General features: G+C 55.5%; 21 protein-coding genes, 1 pseudogene, 1 riboswitch and 1 other annotated feature (1 of these 24 running past the window's edge). Of the genes and pseudogenes, 4 read left to right on the forward strand and 18 right to left on the reverse strand.

Translation table 11 applies throughout. From position 1 onward, the window contains the following. Positions 1 to 174: a binding site (T-box leader), on the reverse strand; it reaches 111 nt to the left of the window's first position. A gap of 92 nt (positions 175 to 266) precedes the next feature. From NSS83_RS12185 to NSS83_RS12195, 3 genes are all read right to left on the reverse strand, one after another. Further along, positions 267 to 929, reverse strand: a complete 663-nt coding sequence (locus tag NSS83_RS12185) for a stalk domain-containing protein (protein WP_341184279.1) — start codon at positions 927 to 929, stop codon at positions 267 to 269. A gap of 201 nt (positions 930 to 1130) precedes the next feature. Then, a complete protein-coding gene (locus NSS83_RS12190) occupies positions 1131 to 2384 on the reverse strand; it encodes a LysM peptidoglycan-binding domain-containing protein (protein ID WP_341184278.1) in 1254 nt (417 codons plus the stop codon). Between the two features lie 138 nt (positions 2385 to 2522). Further along, a complete protein-coding gene (locus NSS83_RS12195) occupies positions 2523 to 3941 on the reverse strand; it encodes a glycosyltransferase family 4 protein (RefSeq protein WP_341184277.1) in 1419 nt (472 codons plus the stop codon). Positions 3942 to 4137: 196 nt separating this feature from the next. On the opposite strand from NSS83_RS12195, the gene NSS83_RS12200 reads away from it, so the two are divergent. Beyond that, positions 4138 to 5379, forward strand: coding sequence for a GGDEF domain-containing protein (locus NSS83_RS12200; RefSeq protein ID WP_341348311.1), 1242 nt, complete (start codon positions 4138 to 4140; stop codon positions 5377 to 5379). A 349-nt stretch (positions 5380 to 5728) separates the two neighbouring features. Here the strand turns inward: NSS83_RS12200 and NSS83_RS12205 are convergent, their stop codons facing one another. From NSS83_RS12205 to hemA, 11 genes and pseudogenes are all read right to left on the reverse strand, one after another. Further along, positions 5729 to 6589, reverse strand: coding sequence for a neutral zinc metallopeptidase (locus tag NSS83_RS12205; RefSeq protein ID WP_340752088.1), 861 nt, complete (start codon positions 6587 to 6589; stop codon positions 5729 to 5731). Between the two features lie 194 nt (positions 6590 to 6783). Then, a complete protein-coding gene (locus NSS83_RS12210) occupies positions 6784 to 7335 on the reverse strand; it encodes a hypothetical protein (RefSeq protein WP_340752087.1) in 552 nt (183 codons plus the stop codon). An 836-nt stretch (positions 7336 to 8171) separates the two neighbouring features. Then, positions 8172 to 8891 (reverse strand): annotated as a pseudogene (locus NSS83_RS12215) (RNA pseudouridine synthase); the annotation flags it as partial. Positions 8892 to 9016: 125 nt separating this feature from the next. After that, positions 9017 to 10318, reverse strand: coding sequence for a glutamate-1-semialdehyde 2,1-aminomutase (hemL, locus tag NSS83_RS12220; protein WP_341348312.1), 1302 nt, complete (start codon positions 10316 to 10318; stop codon positions 9017 to 9019). 18 nt (positions 10319 to 10336) lie between these two features. Then, positions 10337 to 11335, reverse strand: a complete 999-nt coding sequence (hemB, locus tag NSS83_RS12225; RefSeq protein ID WP_036698946.1) for a porphobilinogen synthase — start codon at positions 11333 to 11335, stop codon at positions 10337 to 10339. A gap of 161 nt (positions 11336 to 11496) precedes the next feature. Beyond that, positions 11497 to 13044 (reverse strand): uroporphyrinogen-III C-methyltransferase, encoded by a 1548-nt coding sequence (cobA, locus tag NSS83_RS12230; protein WP_341348313.1) that lies wholly within the window; start codon positions 13042 to 13044, stop codon positions 11497 to 11499. Between the two features lie 101 nt (positions 13045 to 13145). After that, on the reverse strand, positions 13146 to 14093 hold the full coding sequence (hemC, locus tag NSS83_RS12235; RefSeq protein WP_341184272.1) for a hydroxymethylbilane synthase: 948 nt from the start codon (positions 14091 to 14093) through the stop codon (positions 13146 to 13148). 397 nt (positions 14094 to 14490) lie between these two features. After that, positions 14491 to 15138: an NAD(P)-dependent oxidoreductase gene (locus NSS83_RS12240; RefSeq protein ID WP_341348314.1), complete on the reverse strand. Its 648-nt coding sequence runs from the start codon at positions 15136 to 15138 to the stop codon at positions 14491 to 14493. 81 nt (positions 15139 to 15219) lie between these two features. After that, the gene (locus tag NSS83_RS12245; protein WP_341348315.1) at positions 15220 to 15495 is read right to left on the reverse strand and encodes a hypothetical protein; all 276 of its coding nucleotides are present in this window, start codon (positions 15493 to 15495) and stop codon (positions 15220 to 15222) included. 13 nt (positions 15496 to 15508) lie between these two features. After that, on the reverse strand, positions 15509 to 16336 hold the full coding sequence (gene ccsA / locus NSS83_RS12250) for a cytochrome c biogenesis protein CcsA (RefSeq protein ID WP_340950627.1): 828 nt from the start codon (positions 16334 to 16336) through the stop codon (positions 15509 to 15511). A gap of 5 nt (positions 16337 to 16341) precedes the next feature. Further along, positions 16342 to 17733 (reverse strand): glutamyl-tRNA reductase, encoded by a 1392-nt coding sequence (gene hemA, locus NSS83_RS12255; RefSeq protein ID WP_341184270.1) that lies wholly within the window; start codon positions 17731 to 17733, stop codon positions 16342 to 16344. Between the two features lie 331 nt (positions 17734 to 18064). Further along, a riboswitch (purine riboswitch) is annotated at positions 18065 to 18167 on the forward strand. 124 nt (positions 18168 to 18291) lie between these two features. Here hemA and NSS83_RS12260 point away from each other — a divergent pair. From NSS83_RS12260 to hpt, 3 genes are read left to right on the forward strand one after another with little or no spacing between them, the layout of a single operon-like run. After that, positions 18292 to 18852: a phosphoribosyltransferase gene (locus tag NSS83_RS12260; protein WP_341348316.1), complete on the forward strand. Its 561-nt coding sequence runs from the start codon at positions 18292 to 18294 to the stop codon at positions 18850 to 18852. A 32-nt stretch (positions 18853 to 18884) separates the two neighbouring features. Next, complete coding sequence (locus NSS83_RS12265; RefSeq protein ID WP_341348317.1) at positions 18885 to 20399, forward strand: IMP dehydrogenase; 1515 nt, start codon at positions 18885 to 18887, stop codon at positions 20397 to 20399. Between the two features lie 30 nt (positions 20400 to 20429). After that, positions 20430 to 20957, forward strand: coding sequence for a hypoxanthine phosphoribosyltransferase (hpt, locus tag NSS83_RS12270; protein ID WP_341348318.1), 528 nt, complete (start codon positions 20430 to 20432; stop codon positions 20955 to 20957). A gap of 81 nt (positions 20958 to 21038) precedes the next feature. Here hpt and NSS83_RS12275 read toward each other — a convergent pair whose 3' ends face one another. The 4 genes from NSS83_RS12275 to NSS83_RS12290 form a co-directional block, all read right to left on the reverse strand. Beyond that, a complete protein-coding gene (locus NSS83_RS12275; protein WP_340752076.1) occupies positions 21039 to 21305 on the reverse strand; it encodes a hypothetical protein in 267 nt (88 codons plus the stop codon). A 128-nt stretch (positions 21306 to 21433) separates the two neighbouring features. Next, entirely contained in the window at positions 21434 to 21766 is a 333-nt protein-coding gene (locus NSS83_RS12280) for a DUF3139 domain-containing protein (protein WP_341348319.1), read from the reverse strand. A gap of 295 nt (positions 21767 to 22061) precedes the next feature. Continuing rightward, a complete protein-coding gene (locus NSS83_RS12285) occupies positions 22062 to 22841 on the reverse strand; it encodes a glucose 1-dehydrogenase (protein WP_076162166.1) in 780 nt (259 codons plus the stop codon). A gap of 117 nt (positions 22842 to 22958) precedes the next feature. Next, on the reverse strand, positions 22959 to 23276 hold the full coding sequence (locus tag NSS83_RS12290) for a hypothetical protein (protein ID WP_341348320.1): 318 nt from the start codon (positions 23274 to 23276) through the stop codon (positions 22959 to 22961). Between the last annotated feature and the right edge of the window lie 779 nt (positions 23277 to 24055).

Raw genomic sequence — 24055 nt, forward strand, 5'->3', positions numbered from 1 at the left:
ATGCAGGGTAACGGCTGCAACCGGCCGCATCCTAACCGGTCTTCATGATGAAGACAAGCTCAGAAGGGCAACTCCGGGGCGACTTCGGGGGCTGCGTCCTGCGGGAATTCACACCAATAATAATCCCGCTCTCTGAAGGGCTGACCGCCTACTCTTCCCGTTCCCAGTCTTTATGCTAGTTATTACTTAGTTCAATAATACATTCAGTGTTATCCCTAGTCAACCAGCATATACACAAAGGGCGCGCAGCAGACGAACCTTGGCGCTTACTCCCCGCTCCAGATCACTTGAACCACGTTGAAGCCCTGGCGGCTGCCCGTTCCGGGAGCCCCGTCCACGGTAACAGCAAACGTGCTACCTGCATCAATAATCTGGAAGGCGGCTGCAGAGACCTCCTCCGATTTGGAGGTGGCTCCTTTTTGCGCGAAATAGTCCTTATACGTATTGCCCAGCGTCTCCAGCCCCTGCTTCGTGGTATAGCTGAAGGTCGCGGACGGCTTGCCGGTCGCCGAGCCTTCGATCAGATCAAAGATCTTCGCGTCCGCCGGAAGCGGGAAGTCCGCCGGCAGGCTCTTCGGCCGCTTCACAGAATCCGCTGGTGTTCCTGCGGACGAGCCGCCGGAGGAGACAGCCGGAGCAGCCCCATTACCGATGATGACCCGGCTGGTTGCAGCATCGTAAGTAACAGCGGTGTTCAGCGCTTCGCCTATGGAGCGTACAGGCAGATAAGTGATGCCGTTGTAGGTAATCGGGGCGAGGGTTTTGCCGTTGCCGTCTTTGGGCGTGTACGCCTGGCCATTCACGACGATCCCGATTTTGTTGTTCAGGAGCGCCTTGATCTCCTGCAGATTGCTGGCGGCATAGACACCGGCCGAGACTGTGAGCGTCAAGCTTAGTGCGGCCGCAGTGGCTGCCACTTTTCTCTTCATGTGAATGATCATCCTTCCAGAAGTAGTGTACCAGCGCATAGCTGCCTGAATGTGTAATGTATGTAGGCCGGTAGTGACTATTACCCCCGGCTGAACGGTTTGTAAACCAGAAGCGGAAATCATATACAGAAACAGGAACAGCCCCATCCGTAAGGCAAGGGCTGTTCCTGTTAAGCCTGAATTCTCCGCGCATCATCAATCTCAAGGGATGTATAATACCTGTCCCTCTTCTACAACCTGACCGGACAGCCGGTTATACATGGTCAGCTCCCGGGTGCTTAGCTGGTATTTCTCGGCTATGGTGTCCAGCGTCTCTTCCCGCTGTACAATGCAGAGCCTTACCTTGCGGAACAGCTCCGTTCCGCCCATGCCGCCGATGAACCGGCTCTTCCACGCTGTGTCATTGCCGGCCTCAGGAACAGCCTCCGCTACAGAGTCTAAATTGCCCGATAGCAGTTCTTCCTGCTCTCTGTTGGCGCGGCTTGCGCTGAGCAGCGAGGAGAAGGTGAGCGGCTCCCGCTCGGCGGCTCCAGGTTCTTTTTTGCTGCCAAGGGCAACCTTGAGATCCTGCTTCTCCTCAGGGGGAGCCAGAGATTCCGCAGACAGGAAGACTTCATTGTCTATGGCCTGGATCTCCTCTGCCGCCTCCCCTTCTTCGTTCCCGGCAAATAGCGCAGCAGCGTCACTGGCAGCGGAGGTTAACACCGGCTCAGGCTGCGCGGCGGCTTGAAGCTTCGCATTACCCCAATGATCCACTGTGTTCAAGGCGGCGCTGCCTGCCGAAGAAGCCGTATCCAGGCTATGGGTCCTTGCTCTGGGTTCCTTGTCCTTCAGGGGTGGGGAGAGATAGGCGGCGGGCTGGGTGTACGTAGTTTCTTCCGCATACAGAGGTTGGACTACAGCCTCAGCCGGATTAGCAGAGTTCTGATCTTCTTCAGAGCCCTCGGCCGCCCCCTCGCCATAGGTCCAGAGCGAATTCTCATACAGGGTATCATTCTCCGGACTGCGGAATTTCTCCTCAGACGTATTGCTGTCTCCTGCCTCCGGCGAATACGCTACTGTGTATTCCTCCTGCTGCCAGGCCGGCTGTGCATCTGCACTTCCGATTCCCCGCAGCGAGAGCACTCCGGTAATGTTGACGGTTCGCATCGTCAGCAGATCAATATCGAAATTCTCGATCTCCACCCCTATGTCATCAAGTGAGCTGACCCGGGTCAGCGGAACAGTGATTTCAACGGGAATTGCATGCTCCAGACGCTGTGTAAGGTCATCCTCCCCCCGGTAGAGTCCGGTGAGCAGCAGTTGTCCGTGCAGTTCAGCCCGGTCCTCCCGCTGGATGACCTGGATGTCGGGAACCAGCTCGACTTCCTCCAGCTCTGCTATTCCCGGAAGCTCTTCCGAAAGGTGAATGCGTTCATAAATATCAAACCGCAAGCCATGGGACTGGTCAAACACGGGAAATGTCCTCCTTCTTGGCATAATCTATCCCTGAGACAAGCCCAGAGTATAAGCCCAAAATGTTACTCCCCTCATGTATATGCTTCAATCAGGCAGGCATGACAACTTTGCCGCTTCAATTGCGGACAGCGCCTATTACAGGGGAGGAAGAGCCGTACGTGCATCAGGAATAGAGTAGTGCTGTGGAAGCTTCACACGCAGCGTTACGGCAAGCGGATTCCCTGGACTACACTCGTTAAGCACATCCGCCGGATGAAAAGCTGCCGGCAGCGCACCCGCGCCCGGTTCTTCCTCAAACCGGAGGTGGTCCGGAATTCCCGGACGGCCCGCCCGCAGTCTGACTGCTCTCTGGTATACATTCAGCGTACCCGCAGCCATAACATCCAGCGAACGGGTCTGCTCTGCCCACTGTTTAGCCTGGAGGCCGGTGCGTCTTCTCAGCTCCTCATCCCCCAGCAGCTGCTCGATTTGCAGGGCAAGCTTCGCGGCATCTCCGGGAGGAACAATCCAGCCCGTCTCTCCCTGCCGGACCATCTCCGGCATGCCTGCGGTTCCGGCGACAATCGGCGCGATCCCGGCAAGCTGCGCTTCCGTAACCGAGAAGGGCTGCGTGTCCTGGAGAGAGGGCTGAACATAGATGTCGGCAGCCCGGAGTGCAGCCGGAATATTGTTCAGCTTCCCGGTGAAATGGACCTTCCCTGCGATACCCAGCAGGCGGGTCTGCTCCATGAGCTCCTCCAGGAGGCTGCCGATTCCGGCCACCGCACAGATCCAGTGCTGACAGCGCTGCTGCAGAATGCCCAGCGCCTCTATCAGCACATGGACGCCTTTGATATATTCAAGACGTCCGGCATACATGATCACAGGGATTCCCGCTGCAAATTGAAGCGGCGGTGTCTCTGCGGCCCTGGCTGCGTATTGATGCAGGTCCAGCCCGTACGGCAAGGTATGGATACGGTCTTGGCTGACCCCCAGGCTCTGCGTAAGCTGTCCGATCCACTCCGAAGAGACCAGAATCTGGTCGGCCGCCTGGGCCCCCAGCCTCTCAAGCCTGCGGAAATATCTCCAGATCGGCCGCTGCTCATAGGCCTCCCGGGTCAGTCCCGGCTCAAGTCCCTTGTACTCATAGTAGGTCTCCTTGGTCAATGCCCCATGCACACTTGCGACCAGCGGAACAGGACGGCGCATGATCCGCCGCAGTGCATAGGAGGCGATAGGGTCCTGGGCATGAATGACATCGTATTCCTCCAGGCCCAGCACAGCGGCGCCGCCCTCGAACACGTAACGCCCCAGCTCAAAGCTGAAGATGCCGTGCTCCAGATGCAGCGAGGGGAAGCGGCCGATATCCAGCTGGGGCAGCAGCAGCGAGTAGAACGCTTTTTTATCAAAAGACTCTGTCCGGTTCAGCAAATACAATGTATTGTTCTCCACATGGCTGCCCATCAGTGTAACGGAATGGCCCTGCTCGCCCAGCTTGTCAGCCAGCTGCTTCATATATGTCCAAATTCCGCCCATATTGGTGAGGCCCCAGTAGGTGACTAGCAATATCTTCATGCATTCCTCTCCCCGGCTATAGATTTATTTAGACACAGGTGCAGTCTGCTCCACCTTAAATCAGAATAGTATATGTAGGCTGCGGGCAGGCGGAAAGGGATATATGGTCATTCCCTGCAAATTTCAAAAATATCTTTTAATCAAGAATCATCTTTTCGGGTATAATCGGTATAAATCCTGAAAGGAAATTTCCGACATGTCAAAAGCGAGGGTATTTGACCTTTTCCTATTCGTCGCAGCCCTGGCTATAGCCTTCATTCCCGCGCATGCTGTAGTCCTGGACGCTACCTATATAAAAGCATTACTGCTATACACTATCTTCTCAAGCATCTATTTCCAATTGCGGATTGTGACCCGGAGCGGGAACTCTACAATCGATTATGCGATCAGCTATACCTCCTCCTTCGGGATTTTTGCCGGTCCGCTCGGCACGCTCCTGTTCGAGACAGTATACCGGTTCATCGTATATTTCTATAAAAAGAAAACAAAGACCGCCGATCCCGGAGAGTTCCTGGATACCTTCTACAATATCGGTTCGTTTACACTGGGCGGCTCTGCTGCGTACTATCTGTATACGGCGCTCTCTCCTCTGGCGGACAAGCTTCCGCTCGGATACTGGCTGCTGTTCCTGCTCGTTGTCTGCGTCACCACCCTGCTGTCCTCCACCTTCCTGGTGCTGACCTTCGCCCTGTCGGGAGATATCAAGACACGCAGTGAAGCACGGAACCTGTTATTTCGAAGCCGGAATCTGCTGGACTTCAGCAAGGTGGCCCTGAGTAACGCTCTGCTGCTGCGGCTGCTGCAAATGGAGAAGTGGGAGATGCTGATCACCCTGTTCGTGCTCAATTATGTGGTCAGTATCTCGTTCTATTCCAAATCGCAGAGTGCCCAGCACAAGTATGAACGCGACAAATTCGAGCAGATGGCCTACCGCGACTTCCTCACCGGAACCTATAACCGGGCGCATATGGACAAGATGATGAAGGAGCTCAACCAGAGCGGCGAGTACATCGGAATTGTAGTGGCGGACATCGACCGGTTCAAAAAGATCAACGACACTTACAACCACGCCGTCGGCGACCGGGTCATTGTTCATTTTGCGCAGACGCTGCAGAAGCATCTGCAGGAGGGGGACATCCTATTCCGCAGCGGCGGGGAAGAGTTCACGCTGCTGCTGAGGGACAAGACCTTCGAGGAGTGCAGGACACAGATTCAGGAGATTCTGGACAGCCTTCACGATCACAGCGTAAGTGCGGAATTCGAGGAGCAGATGATCCGCGTGCCGTATTCGGCATCCTTCGGGCTCTTTTACTATAAGGCGGACCCGGACCAGAAGACTTCTATGGAAAAAGGGTACGTCTACGCCGACCAGCTCCTGCTGGAGTCCAAGAAGCTTGGCCGCAACCGTCTCTCTTACCGGAACGATGTGCAGCCATAAGCACATGTTCCCGCGCAGGGGGACGGCCTGTCAGGGCCGGGCAGACCCAGTCGAATGTATGCTGTTTTTCGCATACATTTGGACCGGGCGCCTGCGCGTCAGCACAATGTATGCTGTTTTTGGCATACATTCGGGCCGGGCGCCTGCGCGGCAGCACAATGTATGCTGTTTTTGGCATACATTCGGGCCGGACGCCTGCGCAGCAGCACAATGTATGCTGTTTTTGGCATACATCCCAGCTTCCCGACGGAGCAGAAACGGCTCCTCATACTAATATCCCCAATAACAACAAGAGCCGCCCTCCGGCAACCGGAAGAGCGGCTCTTGTTGTTCCTGATGCAGGCGGCGGCTACAGTTCAGCAGCCTTGAAAGTATCTCCGCCGGCAATCGTGCCGGAGTTGAAGCCCTTATAGAACCAGCGCTTGCGCTGTTCGGACGTTCCGTGCGTGAAGCTGTCCGGCACCACATAGCCCTGCGCCCGCTTCTGGATCGTATCATCCCCGACTGCGCTTGCCGCAGTCAGTGCCTCCTCGAGGTCCCCTTCCTCCAGCAGATTCTGGCCCTGGACATGATGCGCCCAGACCCCAGCATAATAATCGGCCTGCAGCTCGAAGCGGACCTGCACCTTGTTGAATTCGGCCTCGCTGAGGCGCTGGCGTTCTGCATTCAGCTGCTCGGAAGCGCCCAGCAGCGTCTGCACATGATGTCCCACCTCATGAGCAATCACATACGCCATGGCGAAGTCACCCGGCGCCTTGAACTGCTGCTGCAGCTCATCATAGAAGCTGAGATCGATATACAGCTTGGCGTCTCCCGGACAATAAAACGGGCCTACGGCTGAGCTTGCGGTTCCGCAGGCAGAGTTCACACTACCGCTGTAGAGCACAAGCGTCGGGTCCTGGTAAGTCATCCCCTGCTTTTTGAAGATATCGGACCAGACATCCTCGGTATCGGCCAGCACCACAGATACGAACTCGGATAGCTCCTTCTCCTGGGCACTCTGTTCATAAGGGACACTTGAGTTCGTACCCGAACCGGTTGAGGTCAGATTCCCCATAATATCGCCGATATTCCCGCCGCTCAGCAGCGTAACAATCACTATAATCACGATCCCGCTAATTCCGCCGCCGATCAGCTTGCCCCCGCCGCCCCCGCCGCGGCCTCTGCGGTCTTCCACATTAGAACTGCCTCTTCTGCCCTGCCATTTCATGGCCTTCCCCCCAGTTATGAATACTCACGAATACTGATGTCTTTGTACTTATTACTGTTATACCCATAATTGCAGGGGTGCCACTCTCTTGAACAGCGGAGCCGGTCTGGTGACAAATGGAAACCGCATAGCAAAACCCCTCCACAGCCGCAGCCATGAAGGGGTTAACATCGGTTAAATGATGGAACAGTTGTTTATTTTGCAGCCTTAGCTGCGCTTAGAATAGCCTTCAGGTAACCTTGGGTATCCACCAAAGTTGCACCGCTTACAGCATCAACGACTTGCTCTTTGCTTTTGTTAGTCAGTGTAGCTTCAAGGGATTTAATCGTTTTGCCAGTGGCGAATTTCTCGATCGCTGCCAGGTTCTTGTCATAGGCTACTGTCGATTTGGCTTCTTCCTTCATGTGCTCACTGTAGTATTTGGCATTGGTCTTCTTGGAGGCCAGCACCATGTTCGGATCTTTGTAGTTCTGGCCGAAATCCTTGTCCGAGTTCGGTACGCCAGTGGCTACATCGGTGCCCAGGAACTGATAATCATCCAGCGAAGCCGCAACGATTACGCCATTTTGTACTACAGCAACCGCTACAGTGAAGCATTTGGTGCCATGGGCAGCCGCTTCCACCCGGCCTACCTTAAGCGGTGCGCTCGCTGCCGAAGTGACATTGTTCAGGGCGCCGCTGTTCCCTACCCCGACAAGTGCCAATGAGATGCCGGCCACGAGCATTAACTTAGTAACTTTTTTCACAAATATTCCCCCAGTTCATGAAATGAGCTTCGCTTACATACTATATTTATCAATATATTGGAAGCCCGTCAGTTACAAATGTTACTAGGAATCTGCAAATATATGGATCACTTATAGATTAGCTGCAGTTTTGTTCGATTGTCACCTTGTCATTCGTAATAGCTTCAATTAATTAAGCGGAAAAAGGGCAACTATTGATCAGTAAATCTACGAATATCCAGCAATAGTTGGACAAACAACACTTATATAAGCTGAAAATAAACATATAGGGCATATTGAGAAAATTAGATGCCCTAAATCCACTTAGCGCTCCTCGGGGAGTAATGGTTCGTAAATTAAATAGCATAAATCCGCTTATTGTTCGATGTTCCGGCTGGAGGGAAGGTCGCCTGAACAACAACAAAAAAGCCAAGCCGCATCCTCCAGAGTTCAGAGAGACGCGGCCCGGCTGGGCATGACATCTATGGAGTTGTCTTAACTTCACAGGCTCCATTAGTTAATGGCTACTCCTGGTCTACGCCGCCGATTTGCCCGCGCAGACGGCGCATATCCTCCGGCCAGGGATCGGCTACTTCAATCTTGTTGCGGGTCCAGGGGTGGGCGAAAATCAGCTTCTCGCCATGCAGCGCCTGGCGGCCGGAGCTCTCCGGCTTTGCCTTGACTCCCGGCCTCAAGGGAGGAGCCGGCTGCTTGCCGGAGATTTGCAGACCAGGGGTAAGGCCTGCCTTCTCCTGCTCTTCGAACCAGGCCGTAATGGCAGATTTCACCTGACCAGGCTTCGTGCGCGGCTGCTTCTCATCATATAAAGAGGGAATACCCGCGGTATGCCAGCCCGCTCCGCCGTAGAGGTCATCCCCGAAGAGCGGATGCCCCGCGTGGCTGAGGTGGACACGAATCTGGTGCGTCCGGCCCGTCTCCAGCTCCAGCTTCACTACGGTTCCGCCGGGCAGGGCTTCGCGCCCCACAATCCGTGTTACCGCCGCCTGCCCTCCAGGGGATACCCGTCTGCGCGCCGCATGATGGCGGTCACGGCCGATGGGGGCATCAATCACTGTAAGCTCAGGCGGCACTGTGCCTTCAACAATCGCGGCATACAGGCGGGATACCTTCTTCTCACGCATATCATCATCCAGCACAAGCTGGGCGTATTCGTTCTTCGCATACAGCACAGGTCCGGTGGTATCCTTGTCCAGCCGGTGGATATGACGGACGGCAATGCCGCCGCCGGAAGCCGCATAATGCGCGGCTACAAGATGATCCAGCGTCACCTCCGTGCTGGTGCCGTCCGGATGAACTGCCATACCCGCAGGCTTGTGGACCACAAGGCAAAAGTCGTCCTCGAACAGCACCTCAGGCGCAGCTTCCTGCCATACCGGCTCTATTCCCGCTTCCCGGTGCGGGAACAGGGCCAGCCGCAGCCGGTCGCCCCTCCACTGGATGCCGTCCTCGAGGCGCAGCCGGGCATGCAGCTTCTCCGGCATGCCGGCTACGCCCAGCAGCCAGGCATCGATGGCTGCCGGTCTGTCGGCAGCCGACGTAATAACCCGGCCAGGCATGGCTTCCAGCCATTCCCCGCGCCGGGTCCACTTGCCGCCGCCCGCGAAGGGGGCGCTGGCGGTATCACTTCCGTCTTGGCCCGCGCCGCTGCCATGCTGGCCGGACAACTCCTCCGGTCCGGCCGTCATAGCGATTTCAGGGCCTGATAATGGCCCGCAATTGTATCGTCAATATCCTGCTCGCTATGCGCAGCGGATACGAACATTCCCTCGAACTGGGACGGCGGAACGCTGATGCCCTGATCCAGCATTTTGCCAAAATAACGCTTGAACAGCTCCAGGTTACTGGTCTTGGCCGTCTCGAAGTTAATGACCGGCTCCTCCGTGAAGAACGGACATACCATCGAGCCCACGCGGTTAATCGTCAGCGGAATTCCCGTCTCCTGCGCATTGCGCTTAAGTCCGGCTTCCAGCCTTGCGCCAAGCGACTCCAGATGGGTGTAGACCTCAGGGGTCAGCAGCGCAAGCGTGCTGTAGCCCGCCGCCATCGCCAGCGGATTTCCGCTGAGTGTGCCTGCCTGATAGATCGGGCCGGACGGGGCGATCTGCTCCATGATCTCTCTTTTGCCGCCATAAGCCCCTACAGGAAGCCCGCCGCCGATAACCTTGCCGAAGCAGGTCAGGTCCGGGTCCAGCCCGAACAGTCCCTGCGCACATCCCCGGTCCACACGGAAGCCGGTCATCACCTCGTCAAAAATCAGCAAAGCCCCGTACCCCGTAGTCACCTTACGAAGCCCCTCCAGGAACCCCGGAAGCGGAGGCACCACGCCCATATTTCCGGCGATCGGCTCAACGATGATAGCGGCAATCTCGTTGCCGTAACGTTCAAAAGCGGTTTTGACCCCGTCCAGGTCATTATAAGGTACCGTGATCGTATTCACCGCCACACCTTCCGGCACGCCCGGACTATCCGGCAGCCCCAACGTAGCCACCCCGGAACCGGCTTTAATCAGCAGGCTGTCGGCATGGCCGTGATAGGAGCCTTCGAATTTGAGGATTTTGCTGCGTCCGGTGTAGCCGCGGGCCAGTCTGATCGCGCTCATCGTCGCTTCCGTCCCCGAATTCACCATGCGGACAATGTCCACCGAGGCTACGCGTTCCACCACGGTTTTGGCCATTGCGGTCTCAAGCAGGGTAGGCGCGCCGAAGCTTGTCCCTCTGGCCGCAGTCTCCTGCAACGCCTTCACCACCTCAGGATGGGCATGCCCCATAATCAGCGGTCCCCACGAACATACGTAGTCAATGAAGCTGTTGCCGTCAATATCGTAGATCCGCGAGCCTTCGCCCCTCTCGACATACACCGGGGTCAATCCTACGGATTTGAATGCCCGGACCGGGCTGTTCACCCCGCCGGGAATATATTGTTTTGCCTCTTCAAAAGCGGTGCGGGAAGCCTCTTCCCGGCGGTTCAGCGGTATATTGCCCATGCTTGTTCCCTCCTGATCCTAGCCGCGCAGCCAGCGGGCTGCGTCCTTGGCGAAATAGGTAATGATTACATCTGCTCCGGCGCGCTTCATGCCGGTCAGCATCTCCAGCACAACCGCCTGCTCATCGATCCAGCCCTGCTGCGCAGCCGCCTTGACCATCGAGTACTCACCGCTGACATTGTAGGCTACGAGAGGCAAATCGAACTGGTCGCGGATCGTACGGATTACATCCAGATAAGCCAGTGCAGGCTTCACCATCAGCATATCCGCGCCTTCCAGCACATCGGAATCCGCTTCGCGGATAGCTTCCCGCAGGTTGGCCGGGTCCATCTGATACGTCTTGCGGTTGCCGAACTGGGGAGCGGAATCCGCTGCTTCGCGAAACGGGCCGTAGAAGGCGGAGGCGTATTTTACCGAATAGGACATGATCGGCACCTGCTCGAAGCCATTCGCATCGAGTCCGGCACGGATCGCCTGCACGAATCCGTCCATCATGTTGGACGGCGCGATAATATCCGCCCCTGCCCGGGCCTGTGAGACCGCCGTGCGGGTCAGCAGTTCAAGCGAAGCATCGTTGATTACATCCCCATGCACCACACCATCCACCGTATGGGTATGCACCATGCCGCAGTGGCCGTGGTCAGTGAATTCACACAGGCAGGTGTCGGCGACGACCAGCAGGTCGGGATACCATTTTTTGATCAGACGCGTGGCTTCCTGCACAATGCCATCATCTGCGAAGCCGGACGAGCCAACCGCATCCTTCGTCTCGGGGATACCGAACAGCAGTACCGCCGGAATGCCCAGGGAAGCAATCTCATCCACCTCCGCCTTAAGCGTGTCCAGCGAGAAATGATACACGCCGGGCATGGAGCTGATCTCATTCTTCACACCGGTTCCATAGGTTACAAAAATCGGCTGGATGAAATCCAGCACATTCAACACCGTCTCGCGCACCATGCCGCGAATACCGGCCGACCCGCGCAAACGGCGGTGTCTGGTTATTGGAAAGCTCATTGCTGTAAACCTCCTGTTCAGTAAGTAGTTAATAAGCAGTTAAGTAGATACGCACATCTAATCGTCTTAAGCCGTATTGAGATGTTAAAATTAACGAAGATAATAGGCCGGACCCGATTGTAACGCTCAAAGGAAGCGCTGACAGATCTGGAAGGAACAGGCTATCTCAGCCTTGTCGTTTCATTCCAGCGGCACAGCTCCTGCACCAGTCCTTCGATGGTGGCTTCCTCCGGGAGCAGTCCCGGAGTGAAGCCTGCTTCGACTGCGGTCTGTTCGGTAACCGGACCGATGCAGGCAATCTTAACGCCTGCCAGCAGCGCCAGCGGATCTTCCAGGCCCATCCGCTTCAGGATGCCGAGGAAATTGCGCACTGTAGACGAGCTGGTGAAGGTCACCGCATGAATGCGCTTCTCCTCCAGCAGCTTCACCAGTTCAATATCATCCTCGCCGGTGACCACCGTCTCATACGTATCCACTTCCGTCACTGCAAGTCCCAGCTCCCTCAGCTTGCCGGGCAGCCATTCGCGCGCCAGATCGCCGCGCGGAAGCAGCACCTTCTGCCCTGGCTTAAGCTCCGGGCCGAACGCTTCAATCAGCCCTTCCGCCTGGAAGCGGCCGGGCAATTCTTCGGAGATCAGCCCGCGCTCTGCGAGCGCTGCAGCCGTACCCGGTCCCACTGCGCATAGACGCGCCCTGTGCAGGCTGCGGATATCCAGCTTCTGTTGCGTCAGATGCCGCATGAAGAAGTCTACGCCGTTCGGACTGGTGAAGAACACCCAGTCATACGCCGCAAGCCCGCCAAGTGCCGCAGCGATCTCCGCCTGCTTGTCCGCATCCCGCTGCATCACCGTCTCAATGACCGGGAACTCATACGGCTCGCCGCCCAGCTCCTCGATCCGGTCCACCAGTTCGCTTGCCTGTGCGCGCGCCCGCGTCACTACAATCCGCTTGCCGAACAGCGGCAGCGCCTCGACCCACATCAGGTGCTCCCGCTGGAGCACAACGTCACCGACCACAATAACCGCCGGCGGCTGAAAATCGGCCGCTGTAACCTTCGCCTCAATATCGGCCAACGTGCCGGTCAGCGTCTCCTGATCTGCACGGGTCCCCCAGCGCACCAGCGCCACCGGAGTCTCCGGCGGACGGCCATGCTTCATGAGCTGGGCGCTGATGTAACCGATTTTGGCGACACCCATCAGGAATACCAGCGTGCCTGTCGCATTCGTTACTTTATCCCATTGAATGGAATGATCCAGCTTATCCGGGCTCTCATGGCCCGTAATAATCGACAGGGAAGACGACGCCTCCCGGTGGGTTACCGGAATACCGGCATACGCCGGGACGCTGATGGCTGAGGTAATGCCCGGCACAATCTCATAGTAGATGCCATTCCTGCGCAGCAGCTCTGCTTCTTCACCCACCCGGCCAAAAATCACAGGGTCCCCGCCCTTCAGCCGCACCACCGTTTTGCCCTCAAGCGCGAGATTCACCAGCAGCTGATTAATATCCTCCTGCTTCATCGTATGGCGGTCCGAGAGCTTGCCTACGTAAATTTTCTCACCGCCGGGCTTCATCCATTTCAGCAGCCTTGGACTGGCCAGTCTGTCATAGACCAGCACATCGGCCTTTTGGATACACTCCAGCCCCTTAACCGTAATCAGCTTCGCATCCCCCGGACCTGCACCTACCAGATATACCTTCCCCGCCATCTCCGTCATCCCCTTATCCCTATACACATACTATTCAGGCCTGCATAAGCTTCTCGGTAACCTGCGCTGCTCCCCTGTATAACCCGTACCCCATGTACTCCTTATTCCCTTACATCGGCCAAAATCTTCTCCGCACCTCGGGCCACCAGCTTCCGTGCAACCTCCGCACCCAGCTCCACCGGATCTTCACCGGTGCAGGTCTCCTTCAGAATGACTGTGCCGTCCGGTGTTCCGACCATTCCGGTTAACGTTATGGACGGCCTCGCAGCTGTTCCGGCTTCTGATTCAAGTACCGCATAGGCGCCAATCGGCACCTGGCAGCCCCCGTTCAGAGCGCCGAGGAAGGTCCGCTCCGCCGTAACAGTAAGCGCCGTGCGCTCATCGTTATACAGCGCCAGCAGCTTGCGCAGCTCGTTGTCGTCCTTGCGGCATTCGATGCCGAGTGCGCCCTGGCCGACAGCGGGCAGGCAGACCTCAGGCGGCAAATATGCCGTAATCCGGTCCTGCCACCCCATTCGCGACAGCCCCGCCGCTGCCAGCAGAATCGCGTCATATTCGCCGCTCTCCAGCTTCTTCAGCCGGGAGTCGATATTGCCGCGTACCGGCTCAATGAGCAGATCCGGTCTCAGCGCAGCCAGCTGGCTGGAGCGCCGCAAGCTGCTGGTGCCTACGCGCGCGCCTTCCGGCAGCTCCTCAAGGCCCGCTCCGCTGCTTGAGATCAGCACATCGCGCGGATCTTCGCGCTTCGGCACCGCTCCATTCATTAAGCCTTCCGGCAATTCGGAAGGCATATCCTTCATACTATGTACCGCCATATCAATGTCCTTGGCGAGCATCGCCTGCTCAATTTCCTTGACGAACAAACCTTTGCCGCCCACTTTCGACAGGGTCACATCGAGAATCCGGTCACCCTTGGTCACAATCTTATGCACCTCAAAAGTAAAATCAAACCCATGCGCTCCGCTAAGCCGCTCCAGATCGGCAATCACATGCCCCGTCTGCGTTAAAGCCAGCGCACTTTGTCTGCTGCCCACGATAATCTTCCGCATGCCCAATTCCCCCTGTTTAAGTCAGTCCCTTATTCCAGCCGCCGCCGTGCAACTCTCCCGTGGATAAACACGCCCGGGCCGCCTCGGTTGAATTCAAGGGTATTTATACACCTCATTCGCTCGATTGAGCCACTTTCGCTGAATTCAAGGGTATTTGTACACCTCATTCGCTCGATTGAGCCGCTTCCGCTAAATTCAAGGGTATTTATACACCTCATTTGCTCAATTGAGCCGCTTCGGCCGAATTCAAGGGTATTTATACACCTCATTTGCTCAATTGAGCCGCTTCAGCCGAATTCAAGGGTATTTATACACCTCATTTGCTCGATTGAGCCACTTTCGCTGAATTCAAGGGTATTTGTACATCTCATTCGCCCGCCTCAGCCACTTCCGCCGCCTATTCCTCCCGGTTGCGCGCCACCCAAGCCTCAATCTCCCCGCGTGTCCATGGTATAAAGGTGCCCTGCCGCAGCTCATTCAACACATCCAGCTTCCCCAGCCGCCGCAAGAGCCGCGCCCGGGTCTCTGCCGCCGGCTCCAGCTGCTTAATCGCTGTCCGCAGCTCATGCAGGAAATCCAGATACGGCTCGTATTCCTCGCCGAGCAGCCCCGCAATCTGCTGCGTAATCTCCGCAGCCGCCGACGGTCCCGCCCCGGAGGTCGAGACCGTAACCGTCAAGCGCCCGCGGCGGAGCACGCCGGGCGTAATGAACGTGCCCGCCTCTGCATGGCTGGCCACATTAACGGGCAGCCCCAGCTGCCGGGCTTCCGCGGCAACGGCCTCGTTCACCGCCCTGTTATCGCTGGCGGCATAGACCAGAACAGCTCCCTGGAGATCCCCGGGAGCATAGGGGCGGCTGATCCATTGCAGCCGCCCCTCATCAGCCATCGCAGCCAGCGTCCCGCTGAGCGAGGGGCTGATCACCGCCAGCTCCGCACCCGCTTCCAGCAGCGGAGCCGCCTTGCGCACAGCCACCGCCCCGCCGCCAACGATCACCACCCGCCGTCCTTCCACATCCAGCATAATCGGCAGATACTTTTTCATCCCACTCACTCCAGCTCCCCAGCACTTTCAACTCGCTCTCATCCATCGTCCATCCCACTGGCAAGCTATTCTCCATCCCGCTCACTCCAGCTCTCCCCAGCACTCCAACTCGCTCTCATCCATCGTCCATCCCACTGGCAAGCTACTCTCCATCCCGATAACTCCAGCTCTCCCCAGCGCTTCCAACCCACTCTCATCCATCGTCCATCCCACTGGCAAGCTACTCTCCATCCCGCTCACTCCAGCTCTCCCCAGCACTTCCAACTCGCTCTCATCCATCGTCCATCCCACTGGCAAGCTACTCTCCATCCTGCTCACTCCAGCTCTCCCCAGCGCTTCCAACTCGCTCTCATCCATCGTCCATCCCACTTCATTCCCCGCCCCAGCCATGGAACTCCGACCAGGAATTCAGCAGGAAATTAAGAATAATGAAGCCGTACCCCGCAATCGCCCAGCGGGCCATGACTGTACCGCTTCGGCGGCCGGAGAACTTCAGCACAAGGTAGACGATGTAGACGCCCAGGCCCGTAAGCGTAGTCAGGACCTTCGTATCCTGAAACAGCGGTGTCCGCCCTTCCGCTACAATCGACAGACCCGCCAGAATCAGCGAGGCCAGCAGCAGTGGTACTCCGGCCAGGATCGCCGTGTAGGAATATTTGTCCATCGTCTCCAGGCTGGGCAGCCTGCGGACGCGGTCATCCCACTTCTTATTCTTCAGCTTCGTATGCAGGAACAGATACATTATCGCAAATACCGTCCCCAGTGTCAGTGCGGCAAAGCTCAGATTCGCCAAAATGACATGCATCGCCAGCCACCCGTGCACCGCACTCCAGCTCTGCAGCGTATGATCCTCTGCCGTCAGCCATACCCGGTTCAGCAGAAATACGCTGAAGCCCGCCATGCTGAGCAGCAGCACCGTGAACTCACCGCCGCGTGTATACGTCACGGCAAACGAGGTAACCACCATGCTGAAGGAGAACCAGAACAGGAAATCATAAGGCGTGAAAATTGGCAATCCGCCCTCCTGGGAGAAGCGGATCGCAAGGCCGGTCAGCTGAAGCAGGCCTACGACAGCAAGAAGCCCTGTGCCCAGCCGCTTTCCGCCCGGATTACGCCGAAGGCAATCCGAGAAAACAAACAGCAGGCTCAGGGCATATAGCAGCAGAGCGGCATCATATATTCCGTTCAGCAGTAGCATGTGGCTCACCCGCCCAGCAAACCGGCTGGGGTAAGCACCGCTCCCGGCACACGGATCTCTCCGCCGGAGGGCCGTTCAGCAGCGCTGCGCTGAAGCGGTTCAACACTTTCACCGGCCGGACCTGCATCCAGCTGCTCCTGCAGGGCGAAGATTTGAGTGAAATATTCCAGCGCTTCATTCCCCTGCTTGCCGCCGGACATCTCCTTAATCACGTTGATCGGATCGTGCATCATCTGGTTGACGATGCTCTTGGTCAGCCGGCGGATCACCTTGCGCTGATGCTCATCCAGCTCAGGCAGCTTGTTGAACAGACTATCCATCGTTTCTTCATAAATTCCGTTTGACTTGTCCTGCAGCGCACGGATCACCGGTCTGACTCCCAGCGTCTTCAGCCATTGCTGGAATTCCTCCATCTCACCTTCAATCATAACCTCAATCTTGGCGGCTTCACTGCGGCGCATCTCCAGATTGCTCTCCACAATGCCCTCCAGATCATCAATATCATAGAGGAACACATCCGGCACACTGGCAGCGGCAGGATCAATATCCCGTGGCACAGCAATGTCGATCATGAACAGCGGCCGTGAAGGGCGGCGCTTCATGCCCTCGGCTACCTGGGCTGCCGTCAGCACATAGCCGTCCGCACCCGTGGAGCTGATCACAATATCCACTTCATCCAGAGACTTCAGCGCCTCTTCAATCGTGCGGGGTTTACCCGAGAATTTCTCGGCCAGCTCTACAGCACGGGACAAGGTACGGTTGGCGACAATGACTTCCGCCGCGCCGCTGCTGTAAAGATGCTTGACCGTCAGCTCGCTCATTTTGCCGGCGCCGAGAATGAGCACTCTTTTGCCGGTGAACATGCCGAAGATTCGCTTCCCCAGCTCCACTGCCGCATAGCTGACCGACACCGCACTCTCGCCGATCGAGGTCTCACTATGCGCACGCTTGCCGAGCGTCACCGCCTGCTTGAACAGCCGGTTGAACCAGGTTCCGGTAACCCCTTCCGCCTGAGCCGTCAGGAAGGCGCTGCGCACCTGACCCAGAATCTGTGTCTCGCCAATCACCATGGAATCCAGACCGCAGGTGACACGCATCAGATGGGCAATCGCCTGCTCGTCTTCATATATATACATATGTTGCGTAAATACATCACTTCTTACTCCGAACCACTGCTCCATGAAGCTGCGGATGAAATATCCGCACATATGAAGGCGGTCCACGACCACATAAATTTCCGTCCGGTTACAGGTGGCGACAACGACCCCTTCCAGAACGCTCTTCGTCTGCAGCAGCTGATGAAGCGCAGCAGGCAGATCTTTCTCGGCAAAAGCGAACTGTTCCCTCACCTCTACGGGAGCCGTACGGTAATTCAGGCCAACGACGACAATATGCATCGCTTGTTCACCATCCTAATCTATATTCATTGGTGTAGGCGCTGTTACTGCTTATCAGCAAATAATAGAATCAATTTCACAAGATCTCAAAACGCTGTGTTAAGTATATCACATCAAAATACGGCTTTTAACAAAACCTTTGAACTATTTATGAATTGCAGATAATAATTATTATAAATAAGTGCATAAGTAATTAAATATAACATGTTGATGAAACATTGACACACTTTATTGCGGATGATAGCATATAACAAATGATCTGAGTTAACTTTTATAACATATGTAGCAAAAACGACCTAATTCTCCTTTCCCGAGTTAACATTGTGTCAGTTATGTCCTTTCAAACCTCTCTTGTATAAGCCCGTTAATCCGGAATGGGCGTATCTACAGGCAACCGTAAATTGCCCCAGGCTACAAGAGGCCAGACCCCTGCTGGATAAATCAGTGTGAGCTTACGGGTGAAACCGGGCTTTTCTCTGCTGATGTATCCTGCTCTGGACTGCGCCTCCTTTAGCCTGGGGTTTTTAGCATCCATTATAATAGAAGGAGTGAGGGCAAATGAGTGCATCCTACGCAAGCTTAAGTGAATCGATCCGTAAGGCCAGAAATGTGAGGATCAACAAGAACAAGGACACCGCCTATGACTTCAAGCTCTACCCCTTCGGAGAACGCGGAACGTATATCGCCCCCGAGCTGATCCGTGAAATCACTCACAATCTGGCGGATGCTGTAGCGGAGCAATTTCCCGATTTTGATTACATTGTCTCCCCTGAACCCGGCGGTCATACCTGGGGTATGCTGGCTGCCTACAAGCTGATGAAGCCGATGAATATTCTGCGCCTCAGTACGGAGCTGTATGAGAATTATGAGGTTAGTGTCCGGCGCGAGACGGCGTATAATGAGAATTATATCTATTTTGACGGCTTCTCTTCCGGTGACCGCGTGCTGCTGCTGGATGATGTGATTAGTTCAGGCGCTACGATCCGCTGCATTGCTGCTCAATTGTCTGTGATGAACATCGAACTTGTCGGCGTGCAGGCAATTCTGGCCAAAGGGGAGCATTACAAGCAGCTGGAAGCGGACATTGGAGCACCCGTCAGGTTCCTGTCCCAGGTATGAATTGTCCAAAAATAGCAGGGGAGTGACAAGCCATGGCTTATTATTACGAGCAGCCTTCAAGAACCTTCAGTGAATTCCTGCTGGTACCCAGCCTGACCACCAAAGATTGCATTCCCGGAAATGTGGATCTTAGCACACCGGTAACCAAATTCCGCCGGGGAGAGACACCGGCATTGACTATGAACCTCCCCGTGACTTCGGCGGTCATGCAGGCGGTATCCGACCACAACATGGCGATTGCGCTAGCCAAAAGCGGAGGCATCTCCTTCATCTATGGTTCCCAGTCTATCGGACAGCAGGTCGAAATGGTCCGCCGGGTCAAAAAATTCAAAGCCGGATTCGTTCTCAGTGACTCGAACCTGCGCCCGGAAGATACGCTTCAGGATGTGCTGGTGTTGAAGGCGCGCAGCGGCCACTCCACCATTGCGGTTACAGACAACGGAGAACCAACGGGCAGACTGATGGGCATCGTCACCAGCCGGGATTACCGCGAGAACCGCCTCCCGCCGGATTGCCCGATTACGGAATTCATGACCCCGCTCGCTTCGCTGATCTACGCCGAAGAAGGCATCACGCTCACAGAAGCGAACGACATGATCTGGGATCATAAGCTGAACTGCCTGCCGATCGTGAATGCCAGCGGCCATCTCGTGCATCTGGTCTTCCGCAAGGATTATGACAGCCATCAGGAGTATCCGCTGGAGCTGCATGACGACAACAAACAGCTCATCGTGGGTGCAGGAATCAATTCGCGGGATTACAAGGAGCGTGTACCGGCGCTGGTGGAGGCTGGAGCAGATATCCTGTGTATCGATTCCTCTGACGGGTATTCGGAGTGGCAGGCGGAGACTATTCATTATATTAAGGAGACTTTCGGGGAGAGCGTGAAGGTCGGCGCAGGCAATGTTGTCGACAAGGAGGGCTTCCTGTATCTCGTGGAGGCAGGGGCCGATTTCATCAAAGTCGGTATCGGCGGCGGCTCCATCTGCATCACCCGCGAGCAAAAGGGCATCGGCCGGGGCCAGGCCTCCTCCGTTATCGAAGTGGCGGCGGCGCGCCAGGAATATTATGAGCAGACTGGTATCTATGTCCCCATCTGCTCGGACGGCGGAATTGTTTATGACTATCATATTGTGCTGGCGCTGGCGATGGGCGCTGACTTCGTGATGCTTGGGCGCTATTTCGCCAGATTCGATGAGAGTCCCGGACGCAAGCTGCTGGTCGGCGGGAACTTCGTGAAGGAATATTGGGGCGAAGGCTCCAGCCGGGCCCGCAACTGGCAGCGTTATGACTTCGGCAATGCCGATAAAGAGAGCAAGCTGGAATTCGAGGAGGGGGTAGATTCCTTTATCCCCTATGCCGGACGGCTGAAGGATAATCTTGATCTCAGCATCAGCAAAATCAAGTCCACCATGTGCAATTGCGGCGCGCTAACCATCCCGGAATTGCAGCAGAAGGCCAAGATTACCCTGGTCTCCTCGACAACGATCTTTGAAGGAGGCGCACATGATGTTATGCTTAAGGAAAAGGACAGATCATCTTCCTGATCCCATCCTGATCCATAAGGAGCGTCAGTCATGAGCCAAATTACCAAAGTTCTGGTCAGCAAGGACCAGCTACAGCAGCGAGTACAGGAGCTGGGCGCTGAAATATCGCGCGACTACGAAGGCAAGGAGCTTGTCCTTATCGGTATTCTTAAGGGCGGTGCTGTATTCATGTCCGACCTGATGCGGGAGATTACTTTTCCGGTTGGCATCGATTATATGTCGGTCTCCAGCTACGGTGCCAGCGCCACCTCTTCCGGTGTCATCACGATTAAGAAGGATATCGACATTGATATCCGGGGCAAGCATGTCCTGCTCGTCGAGGATCTGATCGACACCGGGCTGACACTTCAGCATCTGCAGCAGCTGTTCGCCCTGCGCGAAGCCGCCAGCGTACGCATCTGTACCATCCTCAGCAAGCCTTCCCGCCGCCTGGTCGATGTCCCCATTGACTACAGCGGGATTGACATTCCGGACGAATTCGTCGTCGGCTACGGTCTCGACTATGCCGAGCAATACCGTAATCTGCCGGAGGTCTGGATCATCAAGACTGGTGAATAGGCAGCCACCGCGCAATGAAACACCCGCAGCAGGAGATCATCTCTCCGCTTCTGCGGGTGTTGTCTTGTTCTTTATAAATAGCTAGTAAGTGCGGCTATCCTGGACATGGATATAATTTACGCCCTGCGCCGTCAATTTGGAGCCGCTCGTATCCACGACACGGACCGCTTTCTTTCCTTTGCCGCTGAGCGAGAAGCTGATGTTATTCGCCAGCTTGTTCTCAACAATCTGCTCAAGCGCACTGTGGAAGCCCCCAACCGTCACTCCCTCCAGGTTCTCCAGTACCGGTTCTTTGCCCTCTTCAATCGTCTTGAGAATTTGATAGATTAACGACTTGCTACCGTCCATCCTGTTCGCCTCCTGCATCTATTGTGAGCGTTTACAACACATCCGCCTTGCATGCAAGCTTTTCCATCCTTATGTATATTCTCTTATTCGACAGCACAGAACAATTACCTCTTACCTGGAAACAATCTTCAATAAAATGTTTCATCTATATGTCTTCCGTACATGCTGCTGACTCCGATGAGTCTGAACACTCCATTCACTTTGGCATAGGTGTAATGCTGGTCAGGTTCATCCTTATACCTTACCTCCGCTTCATAATCGCCCGATTTCAGGCTATAGACTCCCCGGACCGCTTGAATATTTGCTTCGGGATATGCTCTGGTATGAATCAGGTAGGCTTTGACCTCATTAGCGATTTGACTTCTTTTATAGGGTAACCCGGTTAGCGACAGGTAGATCCCTCCTGCTAAGACAACGAGTACCACAACAGCAATTATCGTACCCCGGTTAGTAAGCCTCATGCGGATAACCTCCATTCAAAAATAGGATTTTAGCTGAGAGTGAGAATAACATATTTTTACATATGCCAGTTCATCTTATCACACTGGTGAATGCCGGCAAACAAATTGTATCCGGTTTTTCGCATACATTTCGGACTACTCCTATACTCTTTCAGCCTGCGTCCGGTGAAATCAGATATACTCCCACTCCCTTTGCCCTTGCTTCACTCTTAACGCAAAAAAGCACCTTCAAGGTGCTTCCTGCCACTAGCCACTTTTTCCTGCCATTATCCGCTTTCCCTGCCACTCGCCATCCTTACGCGTTCTGGCGGTATATTGGTGCGCCCAGCGGAGAGCTGCCCGCTCCGCCGTCGACGGCGATATCTGCGCCCTGGATATACGACGAATCCTCGGAGGCCAGGAACAGCGCTACCTTGGCGACCTCTTCCGGCACAGCCGCGCGGCCCAGCGGAATCGAAAGAGCCATGCCTGCCTCAACCTGCTTCCAGTTATCCATCGCTGATTCTCCCCAGATCGGAGTGCGCGTTACGCCGGGCGCAATGTTGTTGACGCGGATGCCCAGCGGGGAGAGCTCGGAGGCCAGAACTTTGGTCATGCTGCTAACCGCTCCTTTGCTGGCGGCGTAGGCCGAGTTCCCGGGTCTTCCGGCCTTGGCCAGTACAGAGCCGGTCAGAATGACGGAGGCTCCGGCCTTCAGATGAGGCAGCGCAGCCTGGACGGTGAAGAAGGTACCGGTCACATTGACCCGGAGCACTTCCTCGAAGGCGGCAAGCTCTGTGCTACCCAGCGGTGTGTAGCCCGCGATTCCTGCATTCGCGTAGACCACATCCAGTCTGCCGAAAGCCTCTATCGCTGCATTCACAGCCTTCACCGCACTCTGCGGATCAGTCGCATCCCCCTGCACAGCAACCGCATACTCCGCACCCAGCTCTTCTACCGCCGCATGCAGGGATACCGGATTACGGCCGGTAATGACCACTCTGGCGCCCTCCGCCACAAATAACCTTGCGCTAGCCAGCCCAATCCCGCTATTCCCTCCAGTAATCAATGCAACCTTCCCGTCAAGCTTCCCCATCGTTACCACTCCTTATCGTTTTTATTTGAGACCAATCGTTCTAATATTGTCAAAAAAATAATTTCTTTCGTATCAGGATCTTAGCATATTCGAGAACGATCAGTAAAGTATTATTTTTTACCGGACGTTCTCGAATGTCATCAGCCACGCAAAAAGCAGAAAATATCCCCCAATCCACAATAACGCTCCTATCATGATGAAGATTCCTATGTACCCCGCCCAGCCTGGCGGTTTCCTTGTGTACTTCAACAGAAGAAGCGATGCAACAACCAAAACCGCAGAGGGGATGCCTAATATCTGCAGCAGCAATATATTTATGACATCCAGGATGAACCCTTGGCTGAACCCTGGGCTCGTCAGCAGGACAAAGAGGGCCAAGCCTACAATATTCACCACAACAGCGCTGATCCACAGTATTCTCACAGGTCTAACCATGCTTCACCCCCTATGCTATCCCATTACCCGCTCCTCCCAAGTATTACACCAAAGCTAACGTTATTCTCCACAATACCTGTCATTCTGCTGCACCACAGTAGAAACGGCTTTCCCGTCCATTTTAAAGACGGTATCGTTTCAGCCGAACACAACGCATACTGTTTTTCGCATACATTCAGGCCGGTTGCCTGCTTGTGAGCACCGAATGTAATTGAAAAACCGATTACAACGGGTCGGCAAGCGGCGCGTGGGCCGAATGTAGTCGAAAAACCGATTATAATGGGACGAGGAGCGGCACGTGGGCCAAATGTAGTCGAAAAACCGATTACAACGGGACGGCGAGCGGCGCGTGGGCCAAATGTAATCGAAAAACCGATTATAATGGGACGAGGAGCGGCACGTGGGCCAAATGTAATCGAAAAACCGATTACAACGGGACGGCGAGCGGCGCGTGGGCCAAATGTAATTGAAAAACCGATTACAAAGGAACGGCGAGCGGCGCGTGGGCCGAAAGTAGTCGAAAAACCGATTATAATGGGACGAGGAGCGGCACGTGGGCCAAATGTAATCGAAAAACCGATTACAAAGGAACGGCGAGCGGCGCGTGGGCTGAATGCTCCTATTAGAATAAGCAAGACGGGCCCGCCCCCATAGGGAGAAGACCCGTCTTTGTCCTTGACCTTCGTCATTTGTCAGTCATCTTTGTCATTCATCTTCGTCACTCTTCTTCGTCACTCTTCTTCGTCAGTCACCTTCGTCATTCATCATTACCTTAAGAA

It is taken from the genome of Paenibacillus sp. FSL H3-0469 (genome assembly GCF_038051945.1).
GTDB lineage: Bacteria > Bacillota > Bacilli > Paenibacillales > Paenibacillaceae > Paenibacillus_AQ.

Coding starts and splice junctions, on each gene's coding strand:
- NSS83_RS12185 (WP_341184279.1), bottom strand. CDS start 929: ATGAAGAGAAAAGTGGCAGCCACTGCGGCCGCACTAAGCTTGACGCTC.
- NSS83_RS12195 (WP_341184277.1), bottom strand. CDS start 3,941: ATGAAGATATTGCTAGTCACCTACTGGGGCCTCACCAATATGGGCGGA.
- NSS83_RS12200 (WP_341348311.1), top strand. CDS start 4,138: ATGTCAAAAGCGAGGGTATTTGACCTTTTCCTATTCGTCGCAGCCCTG.
- NSS83_RS12205 (WP_340752088.1), bottom strand. CDS start 6,589: ATGAAATGGCAGGGCAGAAGAGGCAGTTCTAATGTGGAAGACCGCAGA.
- hemL (WP_341348312.1), bottom strand. CDS start 10,318: ATGGGCAATATACCGCTGAACCGCCGGGAAGAGGCTTCCCGCACCGCT.
- hemB (WP_036698946.1), bottom strand. CDS start 11,335: ATGAGCTTTCCAATAACCAGACACCGCCGTTTGCGCGGGTCGGCCGGT.
- cobA (WP_341348313.1), bottom strand. CDS start 13,044: ATGGCGGGGAAGGTATATCTGGTAGGTGCAGGTCCGGGGGATGCGAAG.
- hemC (WP_341184272.1), bottom strand. CDS start 14,093: ATGCGGAAGATTATCGTGGGCAGCAGACAAAGTGCGCTGGCTTTAACG.
- NSS83_RS12240 (WP_341348314.1), bottom strand. CDS start 15,138: ATGAAAAAGTATCTGCCGATTATGCTGGATGTGGAAGGACGGCGGGTG.
- NSS83_RS12245 (WP_341348315.1), bottom strand. CDS start 15,495: ATGGATGAGAGCGAGTTGGAAGCGCTGGGGAGAGCTGGAGTGAGCAGG.
- ccsA (WP_340950627.1), bottom strand. CDS start 16,336: ATGCTACTGCTGAACGGAATATATGATGCCGCTCTGCTGCTATATGCC.
- hemA (WP_341184270.1), bottom strand. CDS start 17,733: ATGCATATTGTCGTCGTTGGCCTGAATTACCGTACGGCTCCCGTAGAG.
- NSS83_RS12260 (WP_341348316.1), top strand. CDS start 18,292: ATGAGTGCATCCTACGCAAGCTTAAGTGAATCGATCCGTAAGGCCAGA.
- NSS83_RS12265 (WP_341348317.1), top strand. CDS start 18,885: ATGGCTTATTATTACGAGCAGCCTTCAAGAACCTTCAGTGAATTCCTG.
- hpt (WP_341348318.1), top strand. CDS start 20,430: ATGAGCCAAATTACCAAAGTTCTGGTCAGCAAGGACCAGCTACAGCAG.
- NSS83_RS12275 (WP_340752076.1), bottom strand. CDS start 21,305: ATGGACGGTAGCAAGTCGTTAATCTATCAAATTCTCAAGACGATTGAA.
- NSS83_RS12280 (WP_341348319.1), bottom strand. CDS start 21,766: ATGAGGCTTACTAACCGGGGTACGATAATTGCTGTTGTGGTACTCGTT.
- NSS83_RS12285 (WP_076162166.1), bottom strand. CDS start 22,841: ATGGGGAAGCTTGACGGGAAGGTTGCATTGATTACTGGAGGGAATAGC.
- NSS83_RS12290 (WP_341348320.1), bottom strand. CDS start 23,276: ATGGTTAGACCTGTGAGAATACTGTGGATCAGCGCTGTTGTGGTGAAT.